The 25547-nt window shown below is 33.1% G+C and carries 13 protein-coding genes; all 13 read left to right on the forward strand.

All coding sequences use genetic code 11. From position 1 onward, the window contains the following. Positions 1–53 precede the first annotated feature (53 nt). Positions 54–10232 (forward strand): phage tail tape measure protein, encoded by a 10179-nt coding sequence (locus Q7A53_RS06205; protein WP_411788264.1) that lies wholly within the window; start codon positions 54–56, stop codon positions 10230–10232. 40 nt (positions 10233–10272) lie between these two features. Continuing rightward, on the forward strand, positions 10273–11040 hold the full coding sequence (locus Q7A53_RS06210; protein WP_411788265.1) for a hypothetical protein: 768 nt from the start codon (positions 10273–10275) through the stop codon (positions 11038–11040). A 53-nt stretch (positions 11041–11093) separates the two neighbouring features. Beyond that, positions 11094–11594: a YiiX/YebB-like N1pC/P60 family cysteine hydrolase gene (locus Q7A53_RS06215; protein WP_411788266.1), complete on the forward strand. Its 501-nt coding sequence runs from the start codon at positions 11094–11096 to the stop codon at positions 11592–11594. Continuing rightward, positions 11594–14284, forward strand: coding sequence for a phage tail spike protein (locus Q7A53_RS06220; protein ID WP_411788267.1), 2691 nt, complete (start codon positions 11594–11596; stop codon positions 14282–14284). The genes Q7A53_RS06215 and Q7A53_RS06220 overlap by 1 nt, the downstream gene beginning before the upstream one ends. Positions 14285–14311: 27 nt before the next feature. Next, positions 14312–16066, forward strand: coding sequence for a hypothetical protein (locus tag Q7A53_RS06225; RefSeq protein WP_411788268.1), 1755 nt, complete (start codon positions 14312–14314; stop codon positions 16064–16066). Between the two features lie 122 nt (positions 16067–16188). Further along, the gene (locus Q7A53_RS06230; protein ID WP_411788269.1) at positions 16189–19299 is read left to right on the forward strand and encodes a carbohydrate binding domain-containing protein; all 3111 of its coding nucleotides are present in this window, start codon (positions 16189–16191) and stop codon (positions 19297–19299) included. A 20-nt stretch (positions 19300–19319) separates the two neighbouring features. Continuing rightward, positions 19320–22031, forward strand: coding sequence for a DUF859 family phage minor structural protein (locus Q7A53_RS06235; protein WP_411788270.1), 2712 nt, complete (start codon positions 19320–19322; stop codon positions 22029–22031). 13 nt (positions 22032–22044) lie between these two features. Then, positions 22045–22533, forward strand: a complete 489-nt coding sequence (locus Q7A53_RS06240; protein ID WP_411788271.1) for a DUF4376 domain-containing protein — start codon at positions 22045–22047, stop codon at positions 22531–22533. 21 nt (positions 22534–22554) lie between these two features. Continuing rightward, positions 22555–22770, forward strand: coding sequence for a hypothetical protein (locus Q7A53_RS06245; RefSeq protein WP_411788272.1), 216 nt, complete (start codon positions 22555–22557; stop codon positions 22768–22770). Positions 22771–22850: 80 nt separating this feature from the next. Further along, the gene (locus tag Q7A53_RS06250; RefSeq protein WP_411788273.1) at positions 22851–23915 is read left to right on the forward strand and encodes an N-acetylmuramoyl-L-alanine amidase; all 1065 of its coding nucleotides are present in this window, start codon (positions 22851–22853) and stop codon (positions 23913–23915) included. A gap of 54 nt (positions 23916–23969) precedes the next feature. Beyond that, entirely contained in the window at positions 23970–24404 is a 435-nt protein-coding gene (locus tag Q7A53_RS06255; RefSeq protein WP_411788274.1) for a phage holin family protein, read from the forward strand. A gap of 14 nt (positions 24405–24418) precedes the next feature. Then, on the forward strand, positions 24419–24748 hold the full coding sequence (locus Q7A53_RS06260; RefSeq protein WP_411788275.1) for a phage holin: 330 nt from the start codon (positions 24419–24421) through the stop codon (positions 24746–24748). A gap of 109 nt (positions 24749–24857) precedes the next feature. Continuing rightward, a complete protein-coding gene (locus Q7A53_RS06265) occupies positions 24858–25535 on the forward strand; it encodes a hypothetical protein (RefSeq protein WP_411788276.1) in 678 nt (225 codons plus the stop codon). Positions 25536–25547 lie beyond the last annotated feature (12 nt).

The following is a 25547-nucleotide window of genomic DNA, read 5'->3' on the forward strand; positions in this document are numbered from 1 at the left end:
TTAGGGTGTTACGAAAGCACCCTCCTTAGATATTAAAAGGGGTGGATATAACAATGGGAGCAACTGGAAGTAACGATTTAAATGCACTGATAAAAGCTAAAGTTATAAAGATAAGAGCAGAACTTGATATAAAAGGTAGTTTGCCACATATCAAGAAGCAAATTGATTTAATTTCTGAAAAACTTGTCAATAAACCTGTAAAACTTAAAGTTCAATTAGACTCTTCTATTAAGAGTATGAATCATCAATTGAGCGCACTACATAATAAATTAAACAACAGTTCAAGTTTTAAACCATTAAAAATTAAAGTACAAATTGATGTAGCAGGTTCAGCTTCACATATTAAAAACCAACTTAAAGATATCCAAAAAACAATGGATGATTTTAACAATAAGTATGGTAAAACATTAAAACAGATTGAAAATAAGAGTAAAGAATTAAATCAAGCTCTAAATGTACCTACTAATGCAGGGGTTCAAAACTTTAATAATATCAAGAAATATGCTTCTCAATTACAAGAAGCAGAGAGAATACTTAAGTCAAAGATGAAGTCCGGGGAAAAGGGACTATTTTCATCTTTCGAAATCAAAGATGCTCAAGGTAATCTAAAAGGCTTTATTGCCACTTTAGAGAAAGCCAATGGAGTTATTGAAAAAGTAAAATATTCTTGGAACAGTGATAAAAACAAATTCCAAGTTGTAGATCGCACAGTTGCAACTACGACTGAGAAAATGGTTCATAGGTCAATGGAGGCTCTTAAAAATCTTGAGAGAGAACTTGGTAAAACAGGGAAAGCATCTCAAAATTTAAGAACAGAGTATGACAAACTTATGAACAGTGGTGCAAACGGCTCATTAGAAATGGGAGCAGTTAAAGCACTTGAACGAAAAATTAAAGATGAACAAACATCTATTCAATTAAATGAAAAAGAAAATGCTCTACTAAGAGAGCAAAAAGCTCTTGTTCAAGATATCGAACGGTATCAATCAAAAATCAAAGGTGGTACTAAAACCTCTGATGATTTAAATGTTATGAACACTAAACTTAGTGGAATTAGCAATGGTTCTTATAGTGATCCTGCTACTAAAAAATTAATTAATGATATCAAGACTGAGTTTGCTCAACTTAAAAAGAGTTATACTGAACAAATTGCTCAAGAAAAAGAACTTAAATCTGCTCAAGAGAAAAGAATTGCTACTCTTAGACAGTTAGATATTATTGAAAAAAGTCACCATGCAACAGAGGGTGCTTTATCGAAAGCAAACATACAAGAAGTTAGAACACTTGCCAATAGTATTAAAACTATGGAGCAATACAATGTAGTTAGAAAACGCATGAAAGATATTGACCATGCAGTTGCAAAACAAAAGGTCGATCAAAACATTTCAAAACAGTTAGATAAACTGAAACATTCTATGATTGAATGGGCTGAAACCACAGGTAAGAGTACATCTGCTGTAATGAAACGTTTTGAACAGTTGAAGAGAAACATGGGTTCAAACCTTGGTCAACTAACTACTGAAACAGATAGATACATAAGGAAAATGAAAGAATTTAAGCAAGTAGCAGACATGAATGCCAAAGCTAATTCTATTGTTAAACAATCTCCTTCTCAGCAAAAAGATTTTGCTCTAGCCATTAAAAATGGTGACATTGCGAAAGTAAAAGAATACATGAAAGCATTGTATGGCGCAGATGTTGCGACTATCAAATTAAAAACTGATAGCAAAGGTGTTACATCTATTCGTACTCAGTTTGCTAGTGCAGGTAAAACTGCAAGGGAATTGACTCATGAAATTTCCAATGTAGACAGTAGACTAAGACATATGGGTACTTCTGAGGTATTCAACAGAAATGCAAACTTAGGTATCTTCGAACAGCTTAGAATTGCTATGGCACGTGTTCCAGTATGGATGACAGCAATGACAGCTTTCTATGGAACAATCAATGTTGTCAAGAAGATGGCTACTGAAATCATTAATCTTGATAAATCATTGACAGAACTACGAAGAGTAGCTAGTGACAATTTATCTATTGATTCGGTATTCAAAGGTGCAGTAAGTTTGTCTCAAGAACTAGGAAACAACGTTAATGATGTTCTAGCATCCGTAAACGAACTTGCAAGGACATTTGGACAGTTTAATGAAAGGCAACTACTTGCCATAACTAGAACTGCAACATTAATGTCAAACGTATCCGATCTGAGCGCACAAGAAGCTACTGAATCTCTAGTTGGTACAATGAATGCATTTAACATTTCAGCAGAAGATTCCATTAGAATCGTTGATGCTTTGAACGAAGTTGACAATAACTATGCTATTTCAACTCAACAATTAGCACAAGGTCTGAAAAGATCATCTGCAACAGCTAAGACATTCGGTGTGACATTAGAAGAATCTGTTGGACATATTACTGCTATCGGTGCGGTAACAATGGAATCTGGAAATATTATTGGTAACTCACTAAAAACTATTTACTCTCGTATCACTACACTTAAGGCTTCTGAATCTATTTTAGCCAGTGTAGGTGTATCCATTAGAAAAATAGGAGAAGATGGAGAATCTGTAGTAAGACCAGTAAGTGATATCATAGAGGATTTATCTCAAAGATGGTGGGACTTATCAGATTCCCAACGTCAAAACATAGCTGTAACCGTAGCAGGTAGATACCAACTATCTAGATTCTTAGCATTGATGAACAACTATCAAATGTCTATGGATGCAACAGAAACAGCTACATATTCTCAAGGTTCTGCAATGAGAGAAAACGCTGAATATCTAAAATCATATGAAGCACGAATTAATACTCTTAAGAATAGTTTCACAGAATTATCTTCTGCTGTAGGTAATGCTGTTTTAAGTAGTGGCATGATGAACATTATTAGACTACTGACTGCATTAGCAGGTGTAGCAATCAAAATTACTGATAATTTCGGTGCATTACCAGTAGTATTTGGTGCGGTATCAGTTCTTCTAGTTAAAATGGGAGTCTTTAATAAGTTACGCAACTCTATTGTAAGAGGCTTGTCTGAGATGCAGAAATCATTTAGCAGAACAAGTGTAAGAGCTACTACAATGGGAACTGCTATGGCACGTTCTACAGCAGTTGCAGGAACAGGATTTTCTATGCTTGGTGCTAAAGCTACAGCAGGAATGGTAAAAGTTAAATCTGCTTTTGTAGCAATGGGTGTAGCAGTTAAAACTTTCAGTGCTACGTTTAAAGCAATGCTTGCTTCAACTGTTATAGGATTAGGCTTCGTAGCTCTAGGTTTTGCAATTGAAAAACTAATGAATCTGTATAACACTAAGAAACAAAAAGAAGAAGAGTTAGTTAAATTAAATAAGAAAATGGTTGATGGATACCGTAAACATACAGATGGAATGGAAAGTCTAGTAAGTGAATATGAAAAACTTTCTAGTAAAACAACATTAACCAAAAATGAACAAAAAGAATATAATCATATTCAAAAAGAACTAGCTGAAACTCTTCCTACTACTGTTAGATACATAGATGCAAATGGCAAAGCTCACATGAAAACAACTGCCGAAATCAAACATGAAATTAAAGCAGTTGCAGAACTTTCAAGAGAGCAAGCAAAATTAGCAAATGCTAAATTCCTTGAGGACATGGAGAAAAAATCTAAAGCTTACATGAAGATTATAGACCATGTTGAAGACCTTAAGAAAGCACAAGAGAGACTAAATAACTCTGATGGCAAGAAGACAATGGAGGCTACTTTCCTTGGTCAAAAAACCTCCAAAATTGATAACACAAAAGCAATACAACAAAACAAAGTAGAAATATTGATGGCAGAAGCAGAGAAAACAGAAGCCATTAAGAAAACTATCAAAGTTATCCAAGGTCAAGCATTAGCTTATTTTGAAGCTCAAGGGAAACTAATAACATTAGGTGACGAACAACAGGCAGTTGTAGAAAAATTCATTCAGTACAATGAAGCTATGTTGCGTGGGGCAGATACACCAGAAAAATTTGAGCAAGCGTACAGAGATTTGTTCACTATCGGTACAGAAGTAGGGGATGTATTTAGTGATGCATACCTAAAAATGACCAAAAATATTGGTGATGATCCTTTAAAACTTCAAGATGTAAAAGATCAACTAAGTGAAGTCGCTAAAGCTCTTCCAGAATCTTTCTTTTCAATTACTGATGAATTTGGTAATGTAACAAAATCAACAGCAGATGTTAAAAAAGGTTTAATGGAAGTCGTAAACGTAAGCAATCGTGTAGCAGAAGGTGATGGGAATTGGAACGGACTTGTTAAAAGACTACAAGATGCAGGATTAACGCTAGAACAATCACAAGGACTATTAAATGGTCTTGCTAGAGAGCATGATAATGCACGACTTAGAGCAGAAGCACAGAAACAGGGTGTGGATGGTCTTACGACTTCAATGGAAGACTTAAATCAAGAGGCTATGCAAACCATTGATTTAACTGCTAGTTTGTTTGGCTATAATGGTGATGACCTTTCTGGTATGAAGTCTCACCTACAAGCAATGCATTTGTTAGTAGATACTATGGGTGAAGCAGGTAAGAAGACAAAAGCTTACAAGGATTCACAAGAAGTATTAACTGATTTCCTAAACATAAGCGCATCCGAATTAGAAAATAATAAAGACAAATATTATGAAATCATTGATGCTTTAACTAAAGTAGACCTATCTACATATAGCACTACTGATTCCTTCGATGATTTTATCCAAAAGAATGAAGATTTAACTCAGTCTCAGAAAAACCTCTTAAAAGAATGGTCTAAAGCTCACCTCACTAAAGATGTAATTACTGGTGCTAATACAGAAATTATTAAATCAAATGAAGAAGTTCAAAACTCTTCTAAAGATACGAAAACTAAAATTGATGATATATTTTCTGAGCCAGAAATTAATGGAGTGACTAAGGCTCTTGATGACACTAAGAAAAAAACAGAAGATGATAGTTGGATTACGAAAGCCAAAAATAAAATCGGAAGTATTTTTAGTGGTATTGGTGATGGAGCAAGTAAAGGAAGTATGGCTACTGCTAAGTACCTTTATGACTTTCTACCACCATCTTTTATCGAAGATGTACAAAAGGCACAGGACAAGATTGGTGAGTTCTTTGACAAACTTAAGAACAAAACTTCTGATGGAGTTGATACTTCTAGTAGTAAGTTAAAAGAGTGGAGTAATAGTCTATCAGATTATATCCAACCAACACTTCAAGGAATTTGGATTGCATTTGATACTTCATTAAATGGTGTGCCAAGTAAATTATTAGATAAATTTACTGAATGGTCGAATATGCTCAAGTTATGGTTTGATAGTTTACCAGAAGTGTCAAAAACTTCTATGGAAAATTGGAAAACTTCACTTATCGACTATTTTAAAAACTTACCAGATAACACTAGACCAAAACTTGAAGAATGGTATACGTCTATTAAATCATTTTTTGCTAATCTTCCAGATCGACTTAAAGAAGATTTCAATAATTTGATCTTCTCTATTGCTTTTTGGTTCGAAAGTGGAAAGCAAAAGATAGTTGAAAAGTTAGCTGAATGGAGTGTAGCCATTACCACTAGTATCGTTGATTGGAAAGATGATACTGCTAACAGTTTAAATGAATGGTGGACTTCAATAGAAGATTGGTTTACTTCAATTCCTTCTAGAATCAATAGTAAACTTAATGAGTGGACTATTGCAGTCATTAATACTTTTATTGGATGGAAAGATAAAACTATTGAGAAATTAGACGATTGGTGGACTTCAATCTCTGATTGGTTTGTTTCAATTCCTTCAAAGATAAAATCCAAACTTAATGATTGGTCTACAGCAATTAATGATTGGTTAGTTGAGCAGAATGAATTAAATAAAGAAGCTTATGGAAAATGGGGAGAAAGCATTCAGGATTTCTTTTCTTCACTTCCTTCAAAAGCAGGGGATAAACTTAATGAATTTTGGGACTCTATAACTCAATGGATTTCTGAAAAAGCTAGTTCATGGAGTGAAAATTTATCTAGTTGGGGTAATGCTATTTCAGATTGGTTTACTTCTCTTCCTTCTAAAATAAATGAAAATCTCTCTTCTTTATGGGATTCAATTTCACAGTGGTTTACGGACACTACTACCCTTTGGGGAGATAATCTTTCTAAATGGTCGGATGCCATAACAAATTGGATAACCAATAAAGCTCAAGATATCTCTGACAGCTTCTCGTCTTGGACAAAAGCTATTGGTGATTGGATTCAAGAAAAACGTCAACTATGGACTGAAAAACTCGATTTATGGAGAGAATCAATCATTGATTGGTTTACAAGTATGCCGGGTAAAATCCAAGAAAGTTTAACTGAATGGACTAACACTATTATTGATTGGTTTACTTCATTACCGGGAAAAGTGAAGGGCAAATTTGATACTTGGGTAGACAACATAAAAACTTGGATTAGTGAGAAGAAAGATTTATGGAGTACATCTTTATCAGATTGGGGAAAATCAATTTCTGATTGGTTTGCTTCTCTTCCGAACAAAACAAGTAAAGGTTTAAGTGATTGGTGGAACTCTATTACAGATTGGTTTAAATCTACTGTAAACAGATGGAAAGACAATCTTGACAACTGGTGGAAAGCTATTGGATCGTGGTTTAATGGACTTGCTGACCATAAAGAAATTAAGGATGCAGGTAAGAAAACTGTTGACAAAGTTAGTGAAGGAATCAAGGAAAAGAAGAAAGATTTCCTTGAGAAACTTGCAGAAGTTCTTCTTGATGCACCAAAATATATCTTTATTGCACTAGGTATCGTAGCACTAGCAGTTGGTCGTGAACTTATCCAAAGAATTGTCAAAGGAGTCACAGAAAAATTACCTAAGTTCCTAGACAAATTATCTGAAATTCATACTTACTTAAAAAATAAGATGGGTGAGATGATAAAAACTGGACTTTCGAAAGGTAAAGAAATTGCTTCAAACATTGCTGATGGTGTACATAATAAACGTAAAGAAATTACAGATAAGTTTGATGACATTAAAACATCTGCTGTCAAGAAACTAAAAGAAGCCAGAGCAGATTTGGTTGATATTGCTAAATCAATTCCAAAGTCTATTGGTGATGGAATCAAGAATAAAATGAAAGACCTTGATTCTGGAATCAGAAGCATTGCAAACAAATTAGCAGGTGGAATTGAAAAAGGTATCAACAATACCGTTATCAAAGGTGTAAATAGTGTTTTAGGATTTATGCATATTGATAAAACAGTTCCGAACATCAAAATTCCTAGATACGCAAATGGTACAAAAGGTCATGTTGGTGGTCATGCCATTGTTGGTGAAGAAGGAAGAGAGCTTGCATACATTCCAAACCAAGGTATCACTGTTGTTGGTGAAAATGGTTCTGAGTTAGTTGACCTTCCTAAAGGGACTTCTGTACTGCCTAACAAACAGTCAGAAGAATTATTGAAGAATTTCTTCCCTGCATATGCAGGTGGAGTTGGTGACTTCTTCTCTAAATTGATGGATAAACCTAAAGATTTAATGAAGAAAGCTTTCTCTAAATTCCCATTAGATTTAGGTATAGATGGAACACTAGCTGATTTAGCTAAAGGTGGAGTAAACTTAGCCAAAGATGGGGCAATTGATTTCATCAAAGATAAGTTGAAAAACTTCTTTAGTTTCTCTACTGCCGGGATCGGTGGAGGTAAAGTAAGTGGTAGTGTAACAGAATGGCTAACAAAAGCTATCGCAATCACAGGTGTTCCTATGAGTTGGTTGCCATTACTACAAACAATGGCAATGCATGAGTCTGGTGGAAACCCTAGAGCCATTAACCTATGGGACTCAAACGCAAAAGCAGGAATACCATCTAAAGGTTTAATGCAGACTATTGACCCAACCTTTAATGCCTATAAGATGAGTGGTTTAGGTGATATCTGGAATCCAATTCACAACGCTGTCGCTTCGATTCGCTACATACTATCTCGTTATGGAAGTATTTTTAATACTCCGGGTGCAAGAAGTATGGCAGGTGGTGGAGCGTATAGAGGATACGCTAATGGTGGTTTCATTGATAAGATGGAATTGGCATGGCATGGTGAAGAGGGAGAAGAAGCAATTATCCCACTAATCGGTAAACGTAGAAAAAGAGGTTTAAACCTGTGGGAACAAACAGGTGAAAAACTTGGCATAAACAAAAGAGCTATTCAAATCTTAAAGAAACTATCTGGATTTGGTTCATCTGGTGGAATGTCATCTGGTGGAATGTCATCATTTGGTGCTTCTAGTGGGGAAAGTTCTTCTGGTGTTAGTGGTGGAGGTGACAGTGGATCATCTGGAATTGTTCAACCTTCTATTTATGAAGGTGGATACAATCTAGATGGAACATATCAATTCCATGCTCTTGCCTCAAAACCAAAACCAGAGCCAAAAGAAGAAGTAGCTGATGCATTTACTTTCAATAAATATGAAAGAAGTGTAAGCAATTATGAAAGTGCTATCAGTAAGTTAGAAACAAAATTAAATGCAATGAAAAACACGAATGAAACTTACAGAAAAACACTTAAAGAAATTGTAGACCTTGAATATAAGCGTTTCTATGCTATGAGAAAAGACTTGCAGGTAACTAAAGACCGTCAAGGATATATCGAACGTGCATTGAAAAAACTTCCTGCCTTAAATAAACAAAATGCGAAACAGAGAGATCGCTACAATGAACTTATGCAGGAATATGATTCTAATATATCAAAAGTAAATTCTTTGAGTAACGAAATTGAATCAGCAATGATTGAAATTCGTAAGAACCAAACAGAAATATTCAATGGATATATTGATGATATGCTTAGAAAATATGATAAGGAAATTGACAAACATACTAGAGAAGTTGATAACAGAGATTATCAATTAGAAGTATTATCATATACTGATCCTAACAACGTTAAAGAAAAACAAAGGATACAGGGTATTAAAGCAGGAGACTTAAACAAAAAGAAATCAGCTTCACAAGATAAAGTCGATGCAATGCAAAAAGAATATGATAAAGCTGTGAAAGAAACTGGTTACTATTCTAGCCGAACAGATAAAGCTAGACAAGAACTTCGTAATGCACAAGAAGAATTGGAAGATATCACTCTTGAAGTCTTAAAGGCAGAAAAGGATATTAAAGATACTAGAGCAGAAGTTGTAGATGAAGGTATTTCTCAGTTGAAAGAATACTACAAAAACATGGAAGATATGGCGGTTAATGCCATTGATGCAGAAAAAGAACACTTACAAAAAGCCCACGATGACAAGATGAAAATGTACGATGAAGAAATCGACAAGATTAATTCAGTGTATGATGAGAAGATTGCCAAAATGGACAAAGAAAGAGATCAAGAAAACTATCAATCAGACCTAGCTGAAAAGAACACAAGGAAGACAGACCTCTTGAATAAAATATCTCTTTTATCCAGAGATAATTCATTAGAAGGTAAGAAAAAACTAGCTGATTTAAGAAAAGAGCTTGAAGATGTGAACAAGGAAATCTCTGATTTCCAAAAAGACCGTCAAGATCAACTATACAGACAGTCTATCGAAGATCAAAAGCAACAGCAAATTGATGCAATCAACTCTCAAAAAGAACAAGAAGATACATCACTACAACAACAATTTGATAGCCTAGATGCAGAAAAAGAAGCAGTTGTTAAACAATATGAAGACCTTTTGAACAATGACAAGTATTGGGCTGACATGAGAAGCAATTATATTGAAGGTAGTTTCGTACAACTGACAGCAGAATTGTATAACATGTCCAACAGTCTTAGACAGATGAATCAAGGGGTATTCGATGGATTGACAGATAGCTTTTCCTCATTCTCTGATGAGGTCAAACAGCAAGTAGCTGAGATTAATGGACTAAACATAGACAATATGATTTATGGTTCACAAACTGCTATGAATGGAATCTATGATATGAACAGGCTTGAAAACCCATATCAATTCCCAGAACGCTCATTAAGTACAATTAATTCCAATGTTCCTAAAAACTCATCTTTCAACACTAGTCAATTATTGAATAGAGTTAAGCAATTTGTTCCTAATGTTACAAAATCTGCTTTCAACACTATTAAGGAAATAATGACAGGAACAAACATGAGTGCTAGTACAAATTATGGTGACATAATTGTAAACGTTGAAAATGGCGATAAAAAGAAAGGTTCAGACATAGCAAAAGAAATTATGAATGCTTTGAAAAAGAAAGGTCAATAAGACCTTTCTTTTCAGCATTTTTTTAAAAGGAGATAAAAGGATGCCAACTATTAAAAATAAACTGTATTTCAATTATGGTGGAATATGGTCACATGTATTTAACCTTATACAAATAACAACTAACACTGGAATGTTTGAAGAAAATTTTGTAGCCTCAAGAGATATTGTAGAAACTAAAACCAAAGGATCAGATGAACCATTATTTCATGGTATAGAAAGTTCACCAAAAGAATTTGAAATGGAAATTGCTTTTGAAAGTGCATTTGATGAAGATAATATTTATCAAATTATAATGTGGTTATTTTCTGATACATATAAGCCTTTATTCTTTGAAGGTAGTGAAGATAGGGTTTTCTATTGTATAGCAGTAGGTGAGCCTTCAATTATTCACAATGGATTAAATCAAGGTTACTTTAAAATAACAATGAGATGTAATTCTTCAAATATTTTCTCTCAAAATATAATTACTCCAAATGAAACTGTAAATGATTCTAAAATAATTACTATTGAAAATGTTGGTCATTTTACAATATTCCCAGAAATATCAATTAAAAAGATTGGAACTGGAACTATTACTATTGAGAGTCTTGATGATTTCGGAAGTATTTTTGAAGTTAGGGATTTAACTAATCAAGAAGATATTTACTTAGACTGCAAAAAGGAAATTATTAAAACAGATATTATAGGTGTTTATAGGTATGACAAGGTTATTGGTGAGTATCCAAGGATACTATGTGGCTCAAATAGATTCAAGGTTACAGGCGAATGTGAAATACAATTCCGCTATAAAAATAAATACAGATTTTAACATATTATTTGACTAATACAATAAATAATGATATAATAATAGGAGTGAGGGAATTGAATGGAGATGTATTATTCTTCAAAAAAACAAACTCTTTTATTTCAAGAATTATTGCAAAATTAACTAAAAGCAATTATACCCATGTTGGCTTAATTGTAGATTGTAATTTGGAGACAAATACAATCACTATTATTGAATCAAATAGGTTTATTGCCACAAAAATTACAGAAGTCGAATTAAATGATAATACTGTAATTTTTACTTTTGATAATAAGACTTCAAGTATAGAGAGTAAGATATTAGAATTTGCTAATAAGAAGATTGGTGTTAAATATGATTATCTTCAAATAGTTGGGTTAATAATATCTTTATTGTTAAAAAAGCAAAGATTTGCTTATTTCAATACAACAAATAGATTTATATGTTCTGAACTAATTGATAGAGCCTATATTTATGCAGGAGTAAAAAGATATAATACTGATAACATTGGATATCTTACCCCAAGTGAATTAATAGATGCTTATAATCTAAAAGAGCATAGGGGGATAGATGTGTAATGTTTGTAGATATAGATTTTAATAAAAGACCCCAACAAGCAAAATTTCAGTTGGCAAAACCGAATAAAGAAATATTCTCTTCAATTAGTGAAAAATTCAATGCAACCTTATCTTTAAAACTAGGTAATATTCATGAATTAAATTTTTCTATACCTCATTTTATTCAAAATGTCGAAGAAGGTCGATTTGAAAAGAACGAGCATGTAGATACCTTAAAAGAAAAAATGTTAATAAAAGTTTCTCTTGGTACATACAGTGATTGGTTTATAGTAGATGAAATTGTAGAAGATGCAGATAACGTTGAAATCTTTAATGTTAAAGCGTTTTCTCTTGGTTATGAGTTAAAACATAAACGAATTAGTGAATATGTTGAAGAGGTAATTTCAGTTAGAGATTTATTTACAAACCTTCTAGCACAATCGGTATGGGAATTAGACTATATTGATCCCTTATTTGAAGAAATGGCAAGGTCATTCGAATCTGGTAGTGACTCAAATATTCTTGACTGCATTATTCAAGGTGCAGAAACATTTGGTGGATTGTTAGTCTGGAATGCAGAAGAAAGAAAAGTCTCTTTAAAAAGTGTTACAAATACTGGTAAATATAGAGGTATGTCAGTATCTTATGGAAGATTTATTCAATCCATTAAAAGAACTAGAACTACTGATGAGATGGTCACAAGACTATGGGTTACTGGTAGTGAAGGGCTTACGATACATAATGTTAATCCAACTGGTCAAGGCTATATTGAAGATTTTAGTTATTTTATGTATCCATTCAAAAGAACTGCTTCTAGAGAAGTTGTACAAAGTTCATACTTTATGTCAGATGATTTGTGCCATGCAATACTGGATCAGCAGATTGCAGTAGAAGATAAATCACCTCAGATTAAAGCATTGCTTGCTGATAAACTTGAAATTGATAATCAATTAATATTGCAAGATTCTAAAATGAATGATTTACAATTAGAATTAGAAACCATAAATGGATTATTGGATTTGGCTAAGTCTACAAATGATACAGAGTTAATCAACCAGAGAACAGAAGAAAGAAATCAAAAAGAAGCAGAAATAACAGCAGAGAGAGTAGAAAATGAATTACTATTATCTCAATCAGATACTCTTCAAAGTCAAATTGAATCACTTCAAGATGAAATTTCTGTCGAAAGTGGTTTTACCGATGAATTACTTAAAGAGTTAAACCTTTACATAATTGAAAAAGAATTAAGTGATGATCGCTACATTGATGAAAAAGAACTGTATGATTTTGCTTTATATAAATTCAGTGAACTAAGAGAACCAAAAGTTGTAATTGATGTATCTTTAGATAATCTTTTAAATGTCATGGAAGAACAATATTATTGGGATAAACTTACTTTAGGAGATTTAATTAAAGTTAAATATCCTCAAATGGATATTGAATATATGGCAAAAATTATCGAAATTAATTATGACTTTGAAGCAAGTGAAGTCAATTTAACAATTGCCAACACTACTGATCTTTTAAGTGATACTGAAAAATTAGTAAAATTACTATACTCAAACTCTAGCGCATCTACTTTAGTTCAAAATAATAAATACAAATGGGAAAAGATTAATGCAGTCCAACAAGAAGTTAATCAAATTATCACTCAAGAATGGGATGCAACCAAGCAAAAAATAACAGCAGGAGTAAACAACAGTGTAGAAGTAGGAAAACGTGGAATAATTATTAGAAACCCAGATTTCCCAGATGAAGTAGTAATTATGCAAAGTGGTGTAGTTGCTTTATCTAAAGATGGTGGAGAAACATGGAAGACTGCAATAAAACCAGATGGTGTAGTTGCAGAACGATTAATTGGTCAAATCATTGCAGGTCAAGAATTATTAATCACTAATGATAGTGGTACATTTACTTTTGATACGAATGGTGTACAAATTGATGCGAGTTCTTTCGTAGTACGATCTGGTAGTGGTCATGGAAACTTACTTGACCTTTGGAATGAATCATCTAATTTTGTAGAAGAATTTAAAGATGACAGTATTATCTCAGCTTATGAGAAACGAACGTTATCACAAGAATGGGATAAAATTAGGTCGCAATTTGATTCATTAGTTATTCGTTTGAATAATTACTTCACAGATCAAGGTGAAAGTATACAGGATGTTATTTTATTTCATAATTACTACACTGCTCTGTTTGATTACTTATTTACTACAAAACAAACTGATGGATTTGCGTTGCTTGATAGTGGTAACTTAACTAGTTCTACTAGGATTGTTAAAGAAACATTTGAAGAAAGTTTTTACAATTATCAAGATCAAGTTTTAAAAGTAGAAGAAGTCCTGTCTGCAAGAGCAAAAGAATTAGCAAATGATGCTTCTGAACTTGCAAAGCAAGCACAGAAAAATATTGATGAAGTTGAGAATGATATTGTTTGGAAAATCGAATTATCATCATCTAAAGGATTTACTTTTAAGAATGGTGTAATTGATACTGTTGTTACTGCAAGAGTTTATCGTGGTGTGGAAGACGTTACTTCTACAATTCCAAATAGCGGTTTTATATGGACAAAAAAGGATAGAAACGGTATTCTAGATCAATCTTGGAATAATGCACACTTAGGAGTAGGTAATATAATTTCTATTACTTCTCAAGATGTTAGTGTAAAAGCAATATTCGAATGTGCTGTTGATATAGATGTATCATAGTTTCTAAGCGAGAAAAGGTGAAAATTAATGGCTATAGTAGCTACTGGTCAGATGACCATTGTTGATCTCAATGATTCAAAGTCATTGGCTCTTTATATAGGTTCTAGTCAACCTAAAAATGTTGTTTTTAATCCTAATAACAATGTATATGTTCCCAATTATTCTTCAACAAGTCAAGTTCTAACACCTCAATTATTTATTGCAGGTTCATCTAGTGATGTATCTGTGGATGCCAAATCTACCCGATGGTATTATCAAACAAATAGTTCTGGTGCTTTAACAGAAATTACAGCAAATGGTGGAGGGTACACATTAGCTTCGTCTGGTGTGAAAACTTTAACCATTTCAAGTAATGTACTTTCTTCAAATTCATCTATGACATATATCTGTGAAATGATATATACAGATGAAGATACTGGTTTTGATATTACAACAAAAGCAGAAATTGAACTAGTTAAATTAACCAATGGTAGTAATGGTAGTGACGGTAGCAACGGTGCAAATGCTATCATGGCAGTTCTCAGTAATGATGCCCAAGTCATTCCTACTGATTCATCTGGAAATAACGGCAACTTTACTGGTGCAGAAACCACTATTAGTGTATTTGTTGGTGCATCAGATAATACATCTTCTTGGTCTGCAAGTGCTACTCCTTCCAGTGGTGTAACAGGTACTTTATCTGGTAAGACATATACAGTTACTAATATGACTGTTGATACTGGATATGTAGATATTACAGTATCAAGAAGTGGATATGCTTCAATTACAAAAAGATTTGCATTAAGTAAATCAAAACAAGGTACAAGTGGTAGTAATGGTTCTTCTCCTACAACTTATTGGTTGATAGCAAGTGTACCTGCAATTGGTAAAGATAAAAGTGGTAACTATGTGCCAAGTAATATTGTAATTTCATCAAAATCTCAAACTGGCACATCAAGTCCAGTTAGTTACTCTGGCAGATTCAAAATTGAAGAAACTACTGATAACTCAAATTATACAACAAAGTATACTTCATCTGCCAATCAATCAAGTTATACTCATACTCCATCTGCCAATATTAAAGCACTTAGGATATCATTATATCTTGCCAATGGAACAACAAATCTTTTGGATCAACAAATTATTCCAATCGTATCTGATGGTACAGATGGAAGTAATGGTACAAACGGAAGTGACGGTCAAGATGCTGTTTTGGCAACAGTTTGGACACCAGATGGCAATACATTGAAAAATGGTTCTGGTACATTATCTGCAACTTGTGAAGTTTTTAAAGGAGCTACTAATGTAAGTGCTTCTTCTTATAAGTGGTATATTCAAGACCCAACGGCAACTACTGCTAGTGGTGGAGATTCAGATGGTGGTAATGGTTGGAGAAAATTGACTAGTACCTATAATGCAGGTGTAACAGGATACACAAGTTCTACAATCACTATACCTGCAAGTGCTATCGCAAGTGTTGAATCATTTAAATGTGTTGCGACTTATAGTGGTAATAAATTTCAAGATATTTGTACAGTTATAGATGTAACAGACCCAATATTGGTAACAATTGTAGGTCTAAGCACTTTTAAAAATGGTCAAGGGAGTTCAGATTTCACAGCTAAACTTTACCAAAATGGCAGTGAAGTTGATTCAACAGGAAGTGGATACACATACTCTTGGTCGATTTATAAGTCAAATGGTACTTTAGATAGCACTTTCAGTAAGACAGGTAAAACAATTTCAGTAAATGCAAGTGATATCAGTGGAAGAGGAAATCTTATTTGTGAGGTTTCAAAATAACTCTGATTGTAACATGTATTTTGACATATGCAACAAATAATGATATAATTATATTAGTGATTAAGGAAAAGAGTCTTGAGTAATAAAAGGCTCTTTTCTCTTGTATAAAAGGAGAATAAACAATGACGAATGTTTTGGGTGTAGGACAATTAACTCTGACAGATTTAAATGATGCAATTGTTTCTGGCACTCCACCTGTAAATCCTACCAATGGTTCGTTATGGGTAGACGAAAGTGAAACTCCAAAATTACTCAAAAAGTGGAATGGTTCTACTTGGGATACAATTGGTGAAATTTTAGATGATGGAACGGCACAAACAATTGAAGATATTCAAGAAACATTAGGAAACATGGCTAATGATAACTTGATCACCTTTGATGAACGTCAAGTTGTTAAAGATAAAGTTACAGAAATTATTGGGTATGTAATGTCTGATGGGACAACAAATCTTCCTGCTAGTTCAACTTTAGACTCTAGTAATAGAGGTGGGTATTATGCAGTTAGAAAGTCTGCATTAAATGCAGGTATTCAGTCAAATGACTCATTGTATGTGAATGTAGCTACTCAATATGACAATTTAAAAAATTACTTAAATGGTCTGTCTCCTAGACCTTGGGATTTATCGACTTCTAATAAAGATAATAATACTAGTGTTACCAAATCAACATTTAGAGATAAGTGGTTACAGTATTATAAATCAGTAGATGAATTAGCTACTGCTACTGCACAAAAACTGAAAGAGAATGTTGATAATATTCAAATTGGCGGTAGAAATCTAGTAAAAAATTCTTCTAAAGAATATCAGACAGTTAGTGTAGGGAATTATAATGTTCAAGCCAATGAAGGAAATTTAGAACTATTATCATACTATAATATTAATGCAGGAGATACTATTACATACCGAGTTTATATTAAAAACGAAGGTGAATATAAAGTAGCTACTAGAACAAGTTATTATCTTGCTTCTGGAACTTATAGTTCAGAAATTGGAAATTATATAGATGCAGGTGAAGAAGGTTTCTCCCAACTTACACTCACTATTCCTACTGATAGAGAGAAAATATGGTTTGGATTTCAGAATGGAAACTCTGGTAATAATACCCCTGTAACAATAAAATATAAAGAACTAAAAGTAGAAAAAGGAAATAAAGCAACTGATTATTCTCCTGCACCAGAAGATATAGAAGAAAGAGTAACATATGTAGAATCAAAGGTAACTGAGGATTCTATTTATGATGCTGTAACTGGACATAGTGGATACATAGCAAGTCAACAAGCAATAACAGAAGCTATTGCAACAGCAAAATCTACTGCTGATACAGCAAAGACTAATGCCCAGACTGCTAATAACTCAATTTCTGATTTGGCAAATGATAATAAATTAACACCAGTAGAAAAGCATACTCTCAAAAAAGAATGGGATATTATTAAGTCTGAGAAAACAGACTTGGAAAACATGGGTAATCTAACAGGGGTAACACTAGAAAAAACTACATATGTAAATGCATATAATGATCTTGATAATTTCATAACACCTCTTTTATCTAATCTTGCAATAACTAGTAGTACAACAGGTACGACTCTAAGATTAAAGTTTAAAACATATTATGATGCTCGTACAGCACTGTTGAATAAAGTTGCCAATTTGACAAATGACAAAATTGATAACTTAAAAATTGGTGCAACAAATCTACTTCCTAACTCATCTGGTGAAATCGTTTCTGATGAAGAAAGCACAACTCCCGATGGATGGGGTACTTTCAATAGCACTACTGGTACTGTTGATGTTGATGCAGGTAGGATAACTGGTAACTCTGTAAGAATTTACGCTACTGCTACAGGTGGAGGATTTTCTACACCAACTGCTTATGGTATTAAACCAAATACAGAATATGTTTTCTCTGGTTGGATGAAATCAGAAGTAGCATGTAATTTAGGTTGGTTATTAAAATTTCAAGATAGTGCAGGAGTCCAATCTAACCCACTAAGTTCAATTTCTGTTCCATGCTTGGCTAATGAGTGGACTTACATAGAACAAAAATTTACCACAAGCTCTGATACTGTCAGTATTTTAAATACCCCTAGACTTATATCTGGTGCTTCACCAACCACTTCTGCACCTATAGCTGTATGGGCAGATGATCTCAAGTTAGAAGAAGGAAATAGAGCTACTAGTTGGTCAGAGAGTCCACTAGATAACGCTTCACAATTTAGCTTTGTTTCAACTAAAGTCTCAGAAGTTTATCAACTTATTGGTGATGGAAAAATAGTAAGCTCTGTTACACAAACAGAAGAATTTGAATCACTAATGAATATGAAAGCTGATTCAGATGATTTAGCAGGATATGCAACAACTGAGGAATTAGAGAACAGAGATACACAAGTTGCAAACAATATCAAGAGTGCTATTTCTTCAATAGATTTATCTCCTTTTGTAAAAGGTGAAGACTTAGAACAAACAGTAAATGCTATTATTGGAAAATTTTCAATGAGTGGTGGAGTCAATCTTCTTAAAAATTCAGTAGGATTCTCTGGGACTGATTTCTGGACAGCAACGGGATATGTAGAAACTGTACAAAGTTTAGAATTAGATTCTGTTGGGGCAAAAAGTGCATTCTTTTTAAAGAACGGAACTATCTCTCAAAAAGTACAAATCAATGAAAAATATCCTTACACTATTTCTGCAATCGTTAAAAAAGGTTCAGCAGGAACAGGATATTTAAAAATATCAGATAGTAATACTACTCAAACTTATACTATTAATGCTAATCAATCATATGACTTTGAGTTAATCCAAATTACTATGAAGCCTGTTAGTAAAGAAATAACAATTGAAATCAATGGTGATACAGCAAGTAATGGAGTTACGTTTACGAGTATCATGTTGAACATTGGTGACGTTGCATTACAATGGTCTACATCAACAGGTGAGTTTTATAATACAAACGTTCAAATGGATATAAATGGAATAAAAGTCATACAAATTGATAATAACATAGCAACAGGTTTTACTGTGATGACCCCAGAGAAATTTGCAGGTTATTTTGATGTGAACCAAGATGGTGTAATTGATGAAACGAAAAACTCACCAGATGAAGTATTCAGAATGGATAGAGATGAGTTTGTAATGAAGAAAATGGTTGCAAAAGAAGAAATGACGATGGGTTCAATAAAAGTAATAAAGATTAATAGTGGTGGTAATAATGGATGGGCTTTCGTTGCTACTGAATAGAGAAAAGGAGATTATGAGTCATGGCTTTAAGTGGAAGTTTTTATACTAATGTAAATAGTCATTGGGGATTGAGATTAAACTGGTCGGCAACTCAATCCATTTCCAATAATCAAAGTACAATAACAGCAAAATTGTACTGGATAGCAGAAGACGGCTATGGTTCTGTTCATTCTAGTGCTACTAAAGATGGATCAGTTACTATTGATGGCTCTTCATCAAGCTTTAGTGGTTCTGGTTTAGCCTCTTTAAATTCAAACCAAACTAAATTAATTAAAACTTACTCTAAGACAGTTACACATGATAGTGATGGTTCAAAATCTGTAAGTTTAAGTGCATACTTTGATGTTGAACTTACTTTAAATGGTACATATTACGGCAGAGTTAGTGTAAGTGGTACAGCTAAATTGAATGATATTCCAAGAAACAGCACCATTGCAAGTAGTGTGAGTTGGGTAGCAGGAGAAAGACTAGATGTTAATATATCAAGAGCATCTTCTTCGTTTAGACATTCAATAAAAGTATATGTAAATGATGTTTTTATTAAAAGAGTAGATGACGTAAATTTAAGTTATAGTATTGGCTTTGACACAGCAGAAACAACAGAGATATTTAATCAATTAAACACATCATCTAGTGTAAGTGCAAAATTAGATGTACTCACATACAATGGATCAGATTATTTAGGATACACCTCAAAGACAGGAAGTGTATCCTCAGCAAATAGCAGTACAACAACACAAAGCGTTGAGTTTAATATTGGAGATTCACTTGCAGGTATCATCAATAAAGAAAATGATGACTTTACACATACTGTTCAATTAATATTTAGTGGTACTACATACACTTTATTTACTAAATCTTCGGTAACAAATTGGAGCTATAATACTTCAAGTATAGCATCATCTTTGTATTCCAAAACACCAAATTCTACATCTATGGTTGGCACTTTGAGGATATACACTTACTACAATAACGAACAAGTAAGGTCATATAGGGATTACTATATGGTAGCAAATGTAACCAATAGTGAACCTACTTTTACAAGTAGTCAATTTAGTTATTCAGACTCTAATTCCACTATAACTGCAATTACAGGAAACAATCAATATATCGTACAGAATTTATCAAATTTTCGTTTTACCTTAAATTCATTAGCTACTGCAAAAAATTCTGCTTCGATAATGATGTATGTAATAACTATCAATGGTGATTCAAGATTTGCTACAGCCACAGGGAATATTGATTTTGGAGCAATTAGTGCTTCTTCAAATTTAATACTATCGGTTAAAGTAATAGATTCACGTGGATTAACTACTACTGCTATGCAGTATGTAAACATTATTCCTTATTCTCCACCAAAAATAGTTGCATCTGCAACTAGATTGAATAATTTCGAACCTACTACTACATTTTCATTAAGTGGTTCTTTTTCTTTACTGAATATCAATGGTGTAAACAAAAATTCTATAACAAATACTCATTACAGATACAAAGAGAGGTCAAGTGGTACTTGGAGTTCTTATGTTTCATTTACAAGGACTACTAGTGGAAATACATACAACACAACCGACCTAACAAGGACTTTAGATAATTTAAAAGCTTACGATATAGAATTTAGAGTTATTGATAAGTTTAACACTGTCACTCTTCAAAAAGTAGTAACAGTAGGTAAGCCACTTTACTTTATGGATACAGTTAAAAATTCAATTGGTGTTAATAAGTTTCCGATAAATAGTAATTCTTTTGAAATAGAAGGTTCTATGATGCTGAATAACACTACTCTAGCAACAAACTCAGATGGATCATTAAAAGTTTCAAACTCAAATGGTTATGTTGAAATTGCACCTAAAAACTCATCCTATGCACACTTTCAAACGGATAGACCTCAATTCTATTTTTATAAGCCTGTAACAGTTAATGGTAACTTAACAGTATTAGGTGACGGAAATGTAAATAACTTATTATTTGGTTCTGGAATGTTAGTATCTGGTACTACCACAACAGGAAGTAATGTTGACCACATTTGGCACGATGATTCTTCAAATACTTGGTACTTTGTTTCTGATGGTAGTCCAAAAAGTGACCCTTTAACAAGTGGTGGAGATTCAAACATCAAAGCTAACTATTATAAAGGTTTTAGATACGTCAATATTGGCTCTGCACATGGATTCAATGAGTTCTATGTCAGAGGTGAGAATGGTTCAAGAAGTGGATGGTATGGCTATGGTTCACCAAATACTACTGACTTTGCAATCAATAACTCATTGGGTGACATTAGATTAACCACAAATGGTGCAGGTGATTTCATATTCCAAAGTACAACAGGAGATGGACATATGACTCTCCAAGGTGCGCCAGATAGGGCAAGGATTAAATGGGTAGGTAGTGGAGTTCAGATTAGGAAACCAGATGATAGCACATATGATACCTTGAGAGCAATTATATCAGATGCATCTGATAGAAGATTGAAAAGCAATATCGAATTAGTTGAAGACTATTTTATTGAAAGAATTAGAAATGCACCTGTTTACATGTATAATCTTGAAAAAGATTTGAGTAAAAAATATCTTGGAATCATGACAGATGAAGCCCCTTGGGAAATTGTTTTAAGTGGTGGGGAAGATGATTATGATGGTATCAATCTTTATGCTATGTGTACATTCCTATGGAAAGCAGTACAGGAATTATCTTATCAGATAGAGCATCTTAATCATAAAATTGCAAGGAAATAAGGAGGAATTATTAATGCAGATAGGATTAACAACCATTGAAATGAAATTGTTGGAACATGGTATAAAGTCATTCTCAACTAAAGATATGAATGATCTAGTTTCTGTAATTGCAAATAAGGAAAGTAAATCATTCATTGAAGTTACATCTGATTATTTATTAGATTATCATAAAAAACTAAAAATTAATTGGCTAACTGAAATGTCTGATGAAACTGTAATGAATGGATTTGAAAGTTCTAATGGTCACATTTATCGTACAGAGGGTGGAGATCAATTTAGAATGTTAGCAACAATGGTCGTAATGATGATAAATCAAAATTTGACTTCTATCAATTGGAAAACGGAAGATGCAGGTTATCTTCCTCTTTCCAAGGAAGAGTTTACTACAGTGTTTCTTGAAGGGTTTCAACATGCTCATTCAACATTGGAGAAATACAATACTCTCAAGTCTAATGTTGAAAATGCTACCACTGATGATGAGATTTTATCAATCACTTGGTAATCAAAAAGGGGAAAAGGGAAAATGGAAGAAAATAAAATTAAACTAGATATGAATTATCTAATGCAAGAGTATTCAGAAACAATTGGTAGTCAAGCAAATGAGATTATCACATTGAAATCTTATATTAAACAGTTGGAATCTCAGTTGAAAGCTATGATAGCAGAAACAGAGATGGAAAATGAAACAAGCGAAGCTACTGTTACACCAAATGAAGAAACAGATATTGAATCAGAATAAATGCAATAAATAATTATATAACCTGCTAGGTGAGATTCTAGCCTAGCAGGAAGTTTTAAATAAGAAAGGGAAAGAAAAAAATGGCAGTATGGGAAGTTAAGTATATTCAGCCAAACAAGTATTCTAGACCACAAATGAAGCTGAATGCAGTCAGAAAAATCGTCATGCACTATACGGCAAATCCGGGTGCAACAGCCAATGGACACTATGAGTATTTTAACAATTTAAGAGGTACATATGCTTCTGCACACTTCTTTGTTGATAAGTACAGAAAACTATTGATTATTCCTTTGAATGAAGTTGCTTATCATGCAAACGATGTTCAACAGTATGTTGGTGGTCAACCTTATCGTGGAGTTTCAGCATTACTACCTAATGCAAACTTCTTATCAATCGGTATTGAAATGTGTATAGAAAAAGATGGCACATTCCATCCAACTACAGTTAAACATGCAGAAGAAGTTGCTTTAGAGCTTTGTAAGAAATATAAATTAGACCCTAAAGAAGATATTGTACGTCACTATGATATTACTCATAAGATTTGCCCTAAACCTTGGGTAGACAGTTACAGTGGATTCTCTAATTTTAAAAACAGACTTTCAAGTGCATCTAAAGAAAAAGCTAAACCAAGAGTGTTTCCTTCAAATGTTATGGGAATGATTACTGTTTTAGAAGATGATTTAAATGTTCGTGACAACGCAAGTTTCGAATCAAAAGTTCTTGCCACAGTTGATAGAGGCGATACATTTAAAGTTTATGATAAAAAGAACGGCTTGTACAACATTGGTGCAGATCATTGGGTTTCAGCAGGAGAAGCATATGTTGAATACCAAGAAAATCCTGCATACAAACCAGAACCTAAAGTTGAACCTAAAAAACCACAAGAGAAAGAAGAAGATGACATGTTAGAAAAAGCAGTTGTTTATAATTCGTTGGCAGATGTAGCTATTGCAGAAACTTTAGCTAAGAAATTGAAAACAGTTACAGTTTCAAGATATGTTGCTGAAAAAGTCCAAGTAGCAAAAGAATTAGTTGTTGTTGGTGGTAAGCAGGACGATTTGAAAGCAGATAAGTTTACTGTCCTTTCTGGAAAAGATCGTTTTGAAACAGTTGCAGAAGTAGACAAATACATGGATAAGCTGTAATTAAGTTAATCCTATGTACTGAGTAAAAGGAGGATAAACTTAAAGGTGTGAATTATGAACATGGTGAAAATACAAACCCTATGTGGTTTGTTAGGAATATCTTTCTCTTTTATCTTTGGTGCATGGACTCCATTATTAGCTGTCCTAGTTGTTATGACTTCATTAGATATAATTACAGGAATCTCAAAAGGTTTCTACAATAAGAAGTTGAGAAGTAGAAAAATGTCACAAGGCATGACGAGAAAAGCTATGATTGGTGTAGTAATCATACTAGCCAACATGCTAGATATTGTATTGTTTGCAGGTGTACCAGTTGCAAAAACTGGTACATTATTTTTCTACATAGCAATGGAAGGTCTATCAATAATTGAAAACCTAGCCCAGATGAATGTTCCACTACCTACATTTATAAAGAAATATCTGTTGGTATTGAAACAAAAGGGAGAAAACCCTAACGAAATAAACAATGAAAAATTAAATATTAAATGAAAGAGGTAATTTAAATGGAAGCGTTACATGCAGAGATTATTAATTTTGTTATTGTAATCCTAACAGCTTGTGCAGGATTCATTACTCAGAAAGTTGTTTCTTATCTAAACCATAAAGGTCTTTTGGTAAAATTGGAAAACAATAAAGAAGTCGTTAAAACGGTAGTTCATTTTGTAGAGCAGACATATTCTCATCTACATGGTCAAGAGAAATTGAATGTTGCTAAGTTGGAACTAATCAAAATGCTTGAACAAAAGAAAATTAAGATTGATGAAAAAGACATTGATCTATTAATTGAAGCTACTGTATCTGAAATGAATAAAGTAATAAAAAAAGAAATCTAATAATGATTTAGCCCTATATATCAAAATATAGGGCTTTCTTTTTTTTGCCAATTATCTTACAATAGTTATTGACACCAGTTAAATACTACTCTAGGGAGAGGGGATATTTATGAATATTAGTGAAGAAAAGGGCTTCTTATTTGAAATGATGAAAGACGTTACAAAAGAAAGAAGAGAATTAACAAGCATTTATTATGGATTAAAGACTCGTCTAGATCAATTAAATGAATTAGAACAGCGTGGCATTGAAGATTTAAGTGTGAAGGGCTATGTGGATGCTTATACTGATTATGAAAGAGTTAATTCAATTCAAAACATCCAGAGAGAAGCAAATAACTTAATTAATAGAATTGAAGAGACTGCTGAAAAAGTAAAGCAGGGACAGACAAATACACAAGAGCCAAAGATACCTAAACATGAAATTGCTGAACAAAGATATCAAGATAACAAAGATAAGCCAACTCCATCTCCTAAGAAAAAGAAAAAGAAAGTGCAGGTGGATTCTAAAAAGCTAAGAGAATTAATCTCTGAAACATTTAGAGAAAATGAGGGTGAAGCCATGAATGCAGGGATGGTTTTTGATATTGTCATGGAGAAATCTGAATATGATAAAGAGGATGTTGGTTTAAAGAATTTTAGAGGCAATATATTCTCTAGAACTGTCAAAGACGATGAGATGATTGAGAAAGAGTCCAGAGGCTATTACATTTATAATCCTAGACCAGAGCCTACAAATTACAATGAATTAGTAGCAGTTAATGATACACAAGAGGAAACTGTTGAATAAAATAACAGTTTT

The organism is Halobacillus rhizosphaerae (genome assembly GCF_046719735.1).
In the GTDB taxonomy this organism is placed as follows: domain Bacteria; phylum Bacillota; class Bacilli; order Bacillales; family Halobacillaceae; genus Halobacillus_B; species Halobacillus_B rhizosphaerae.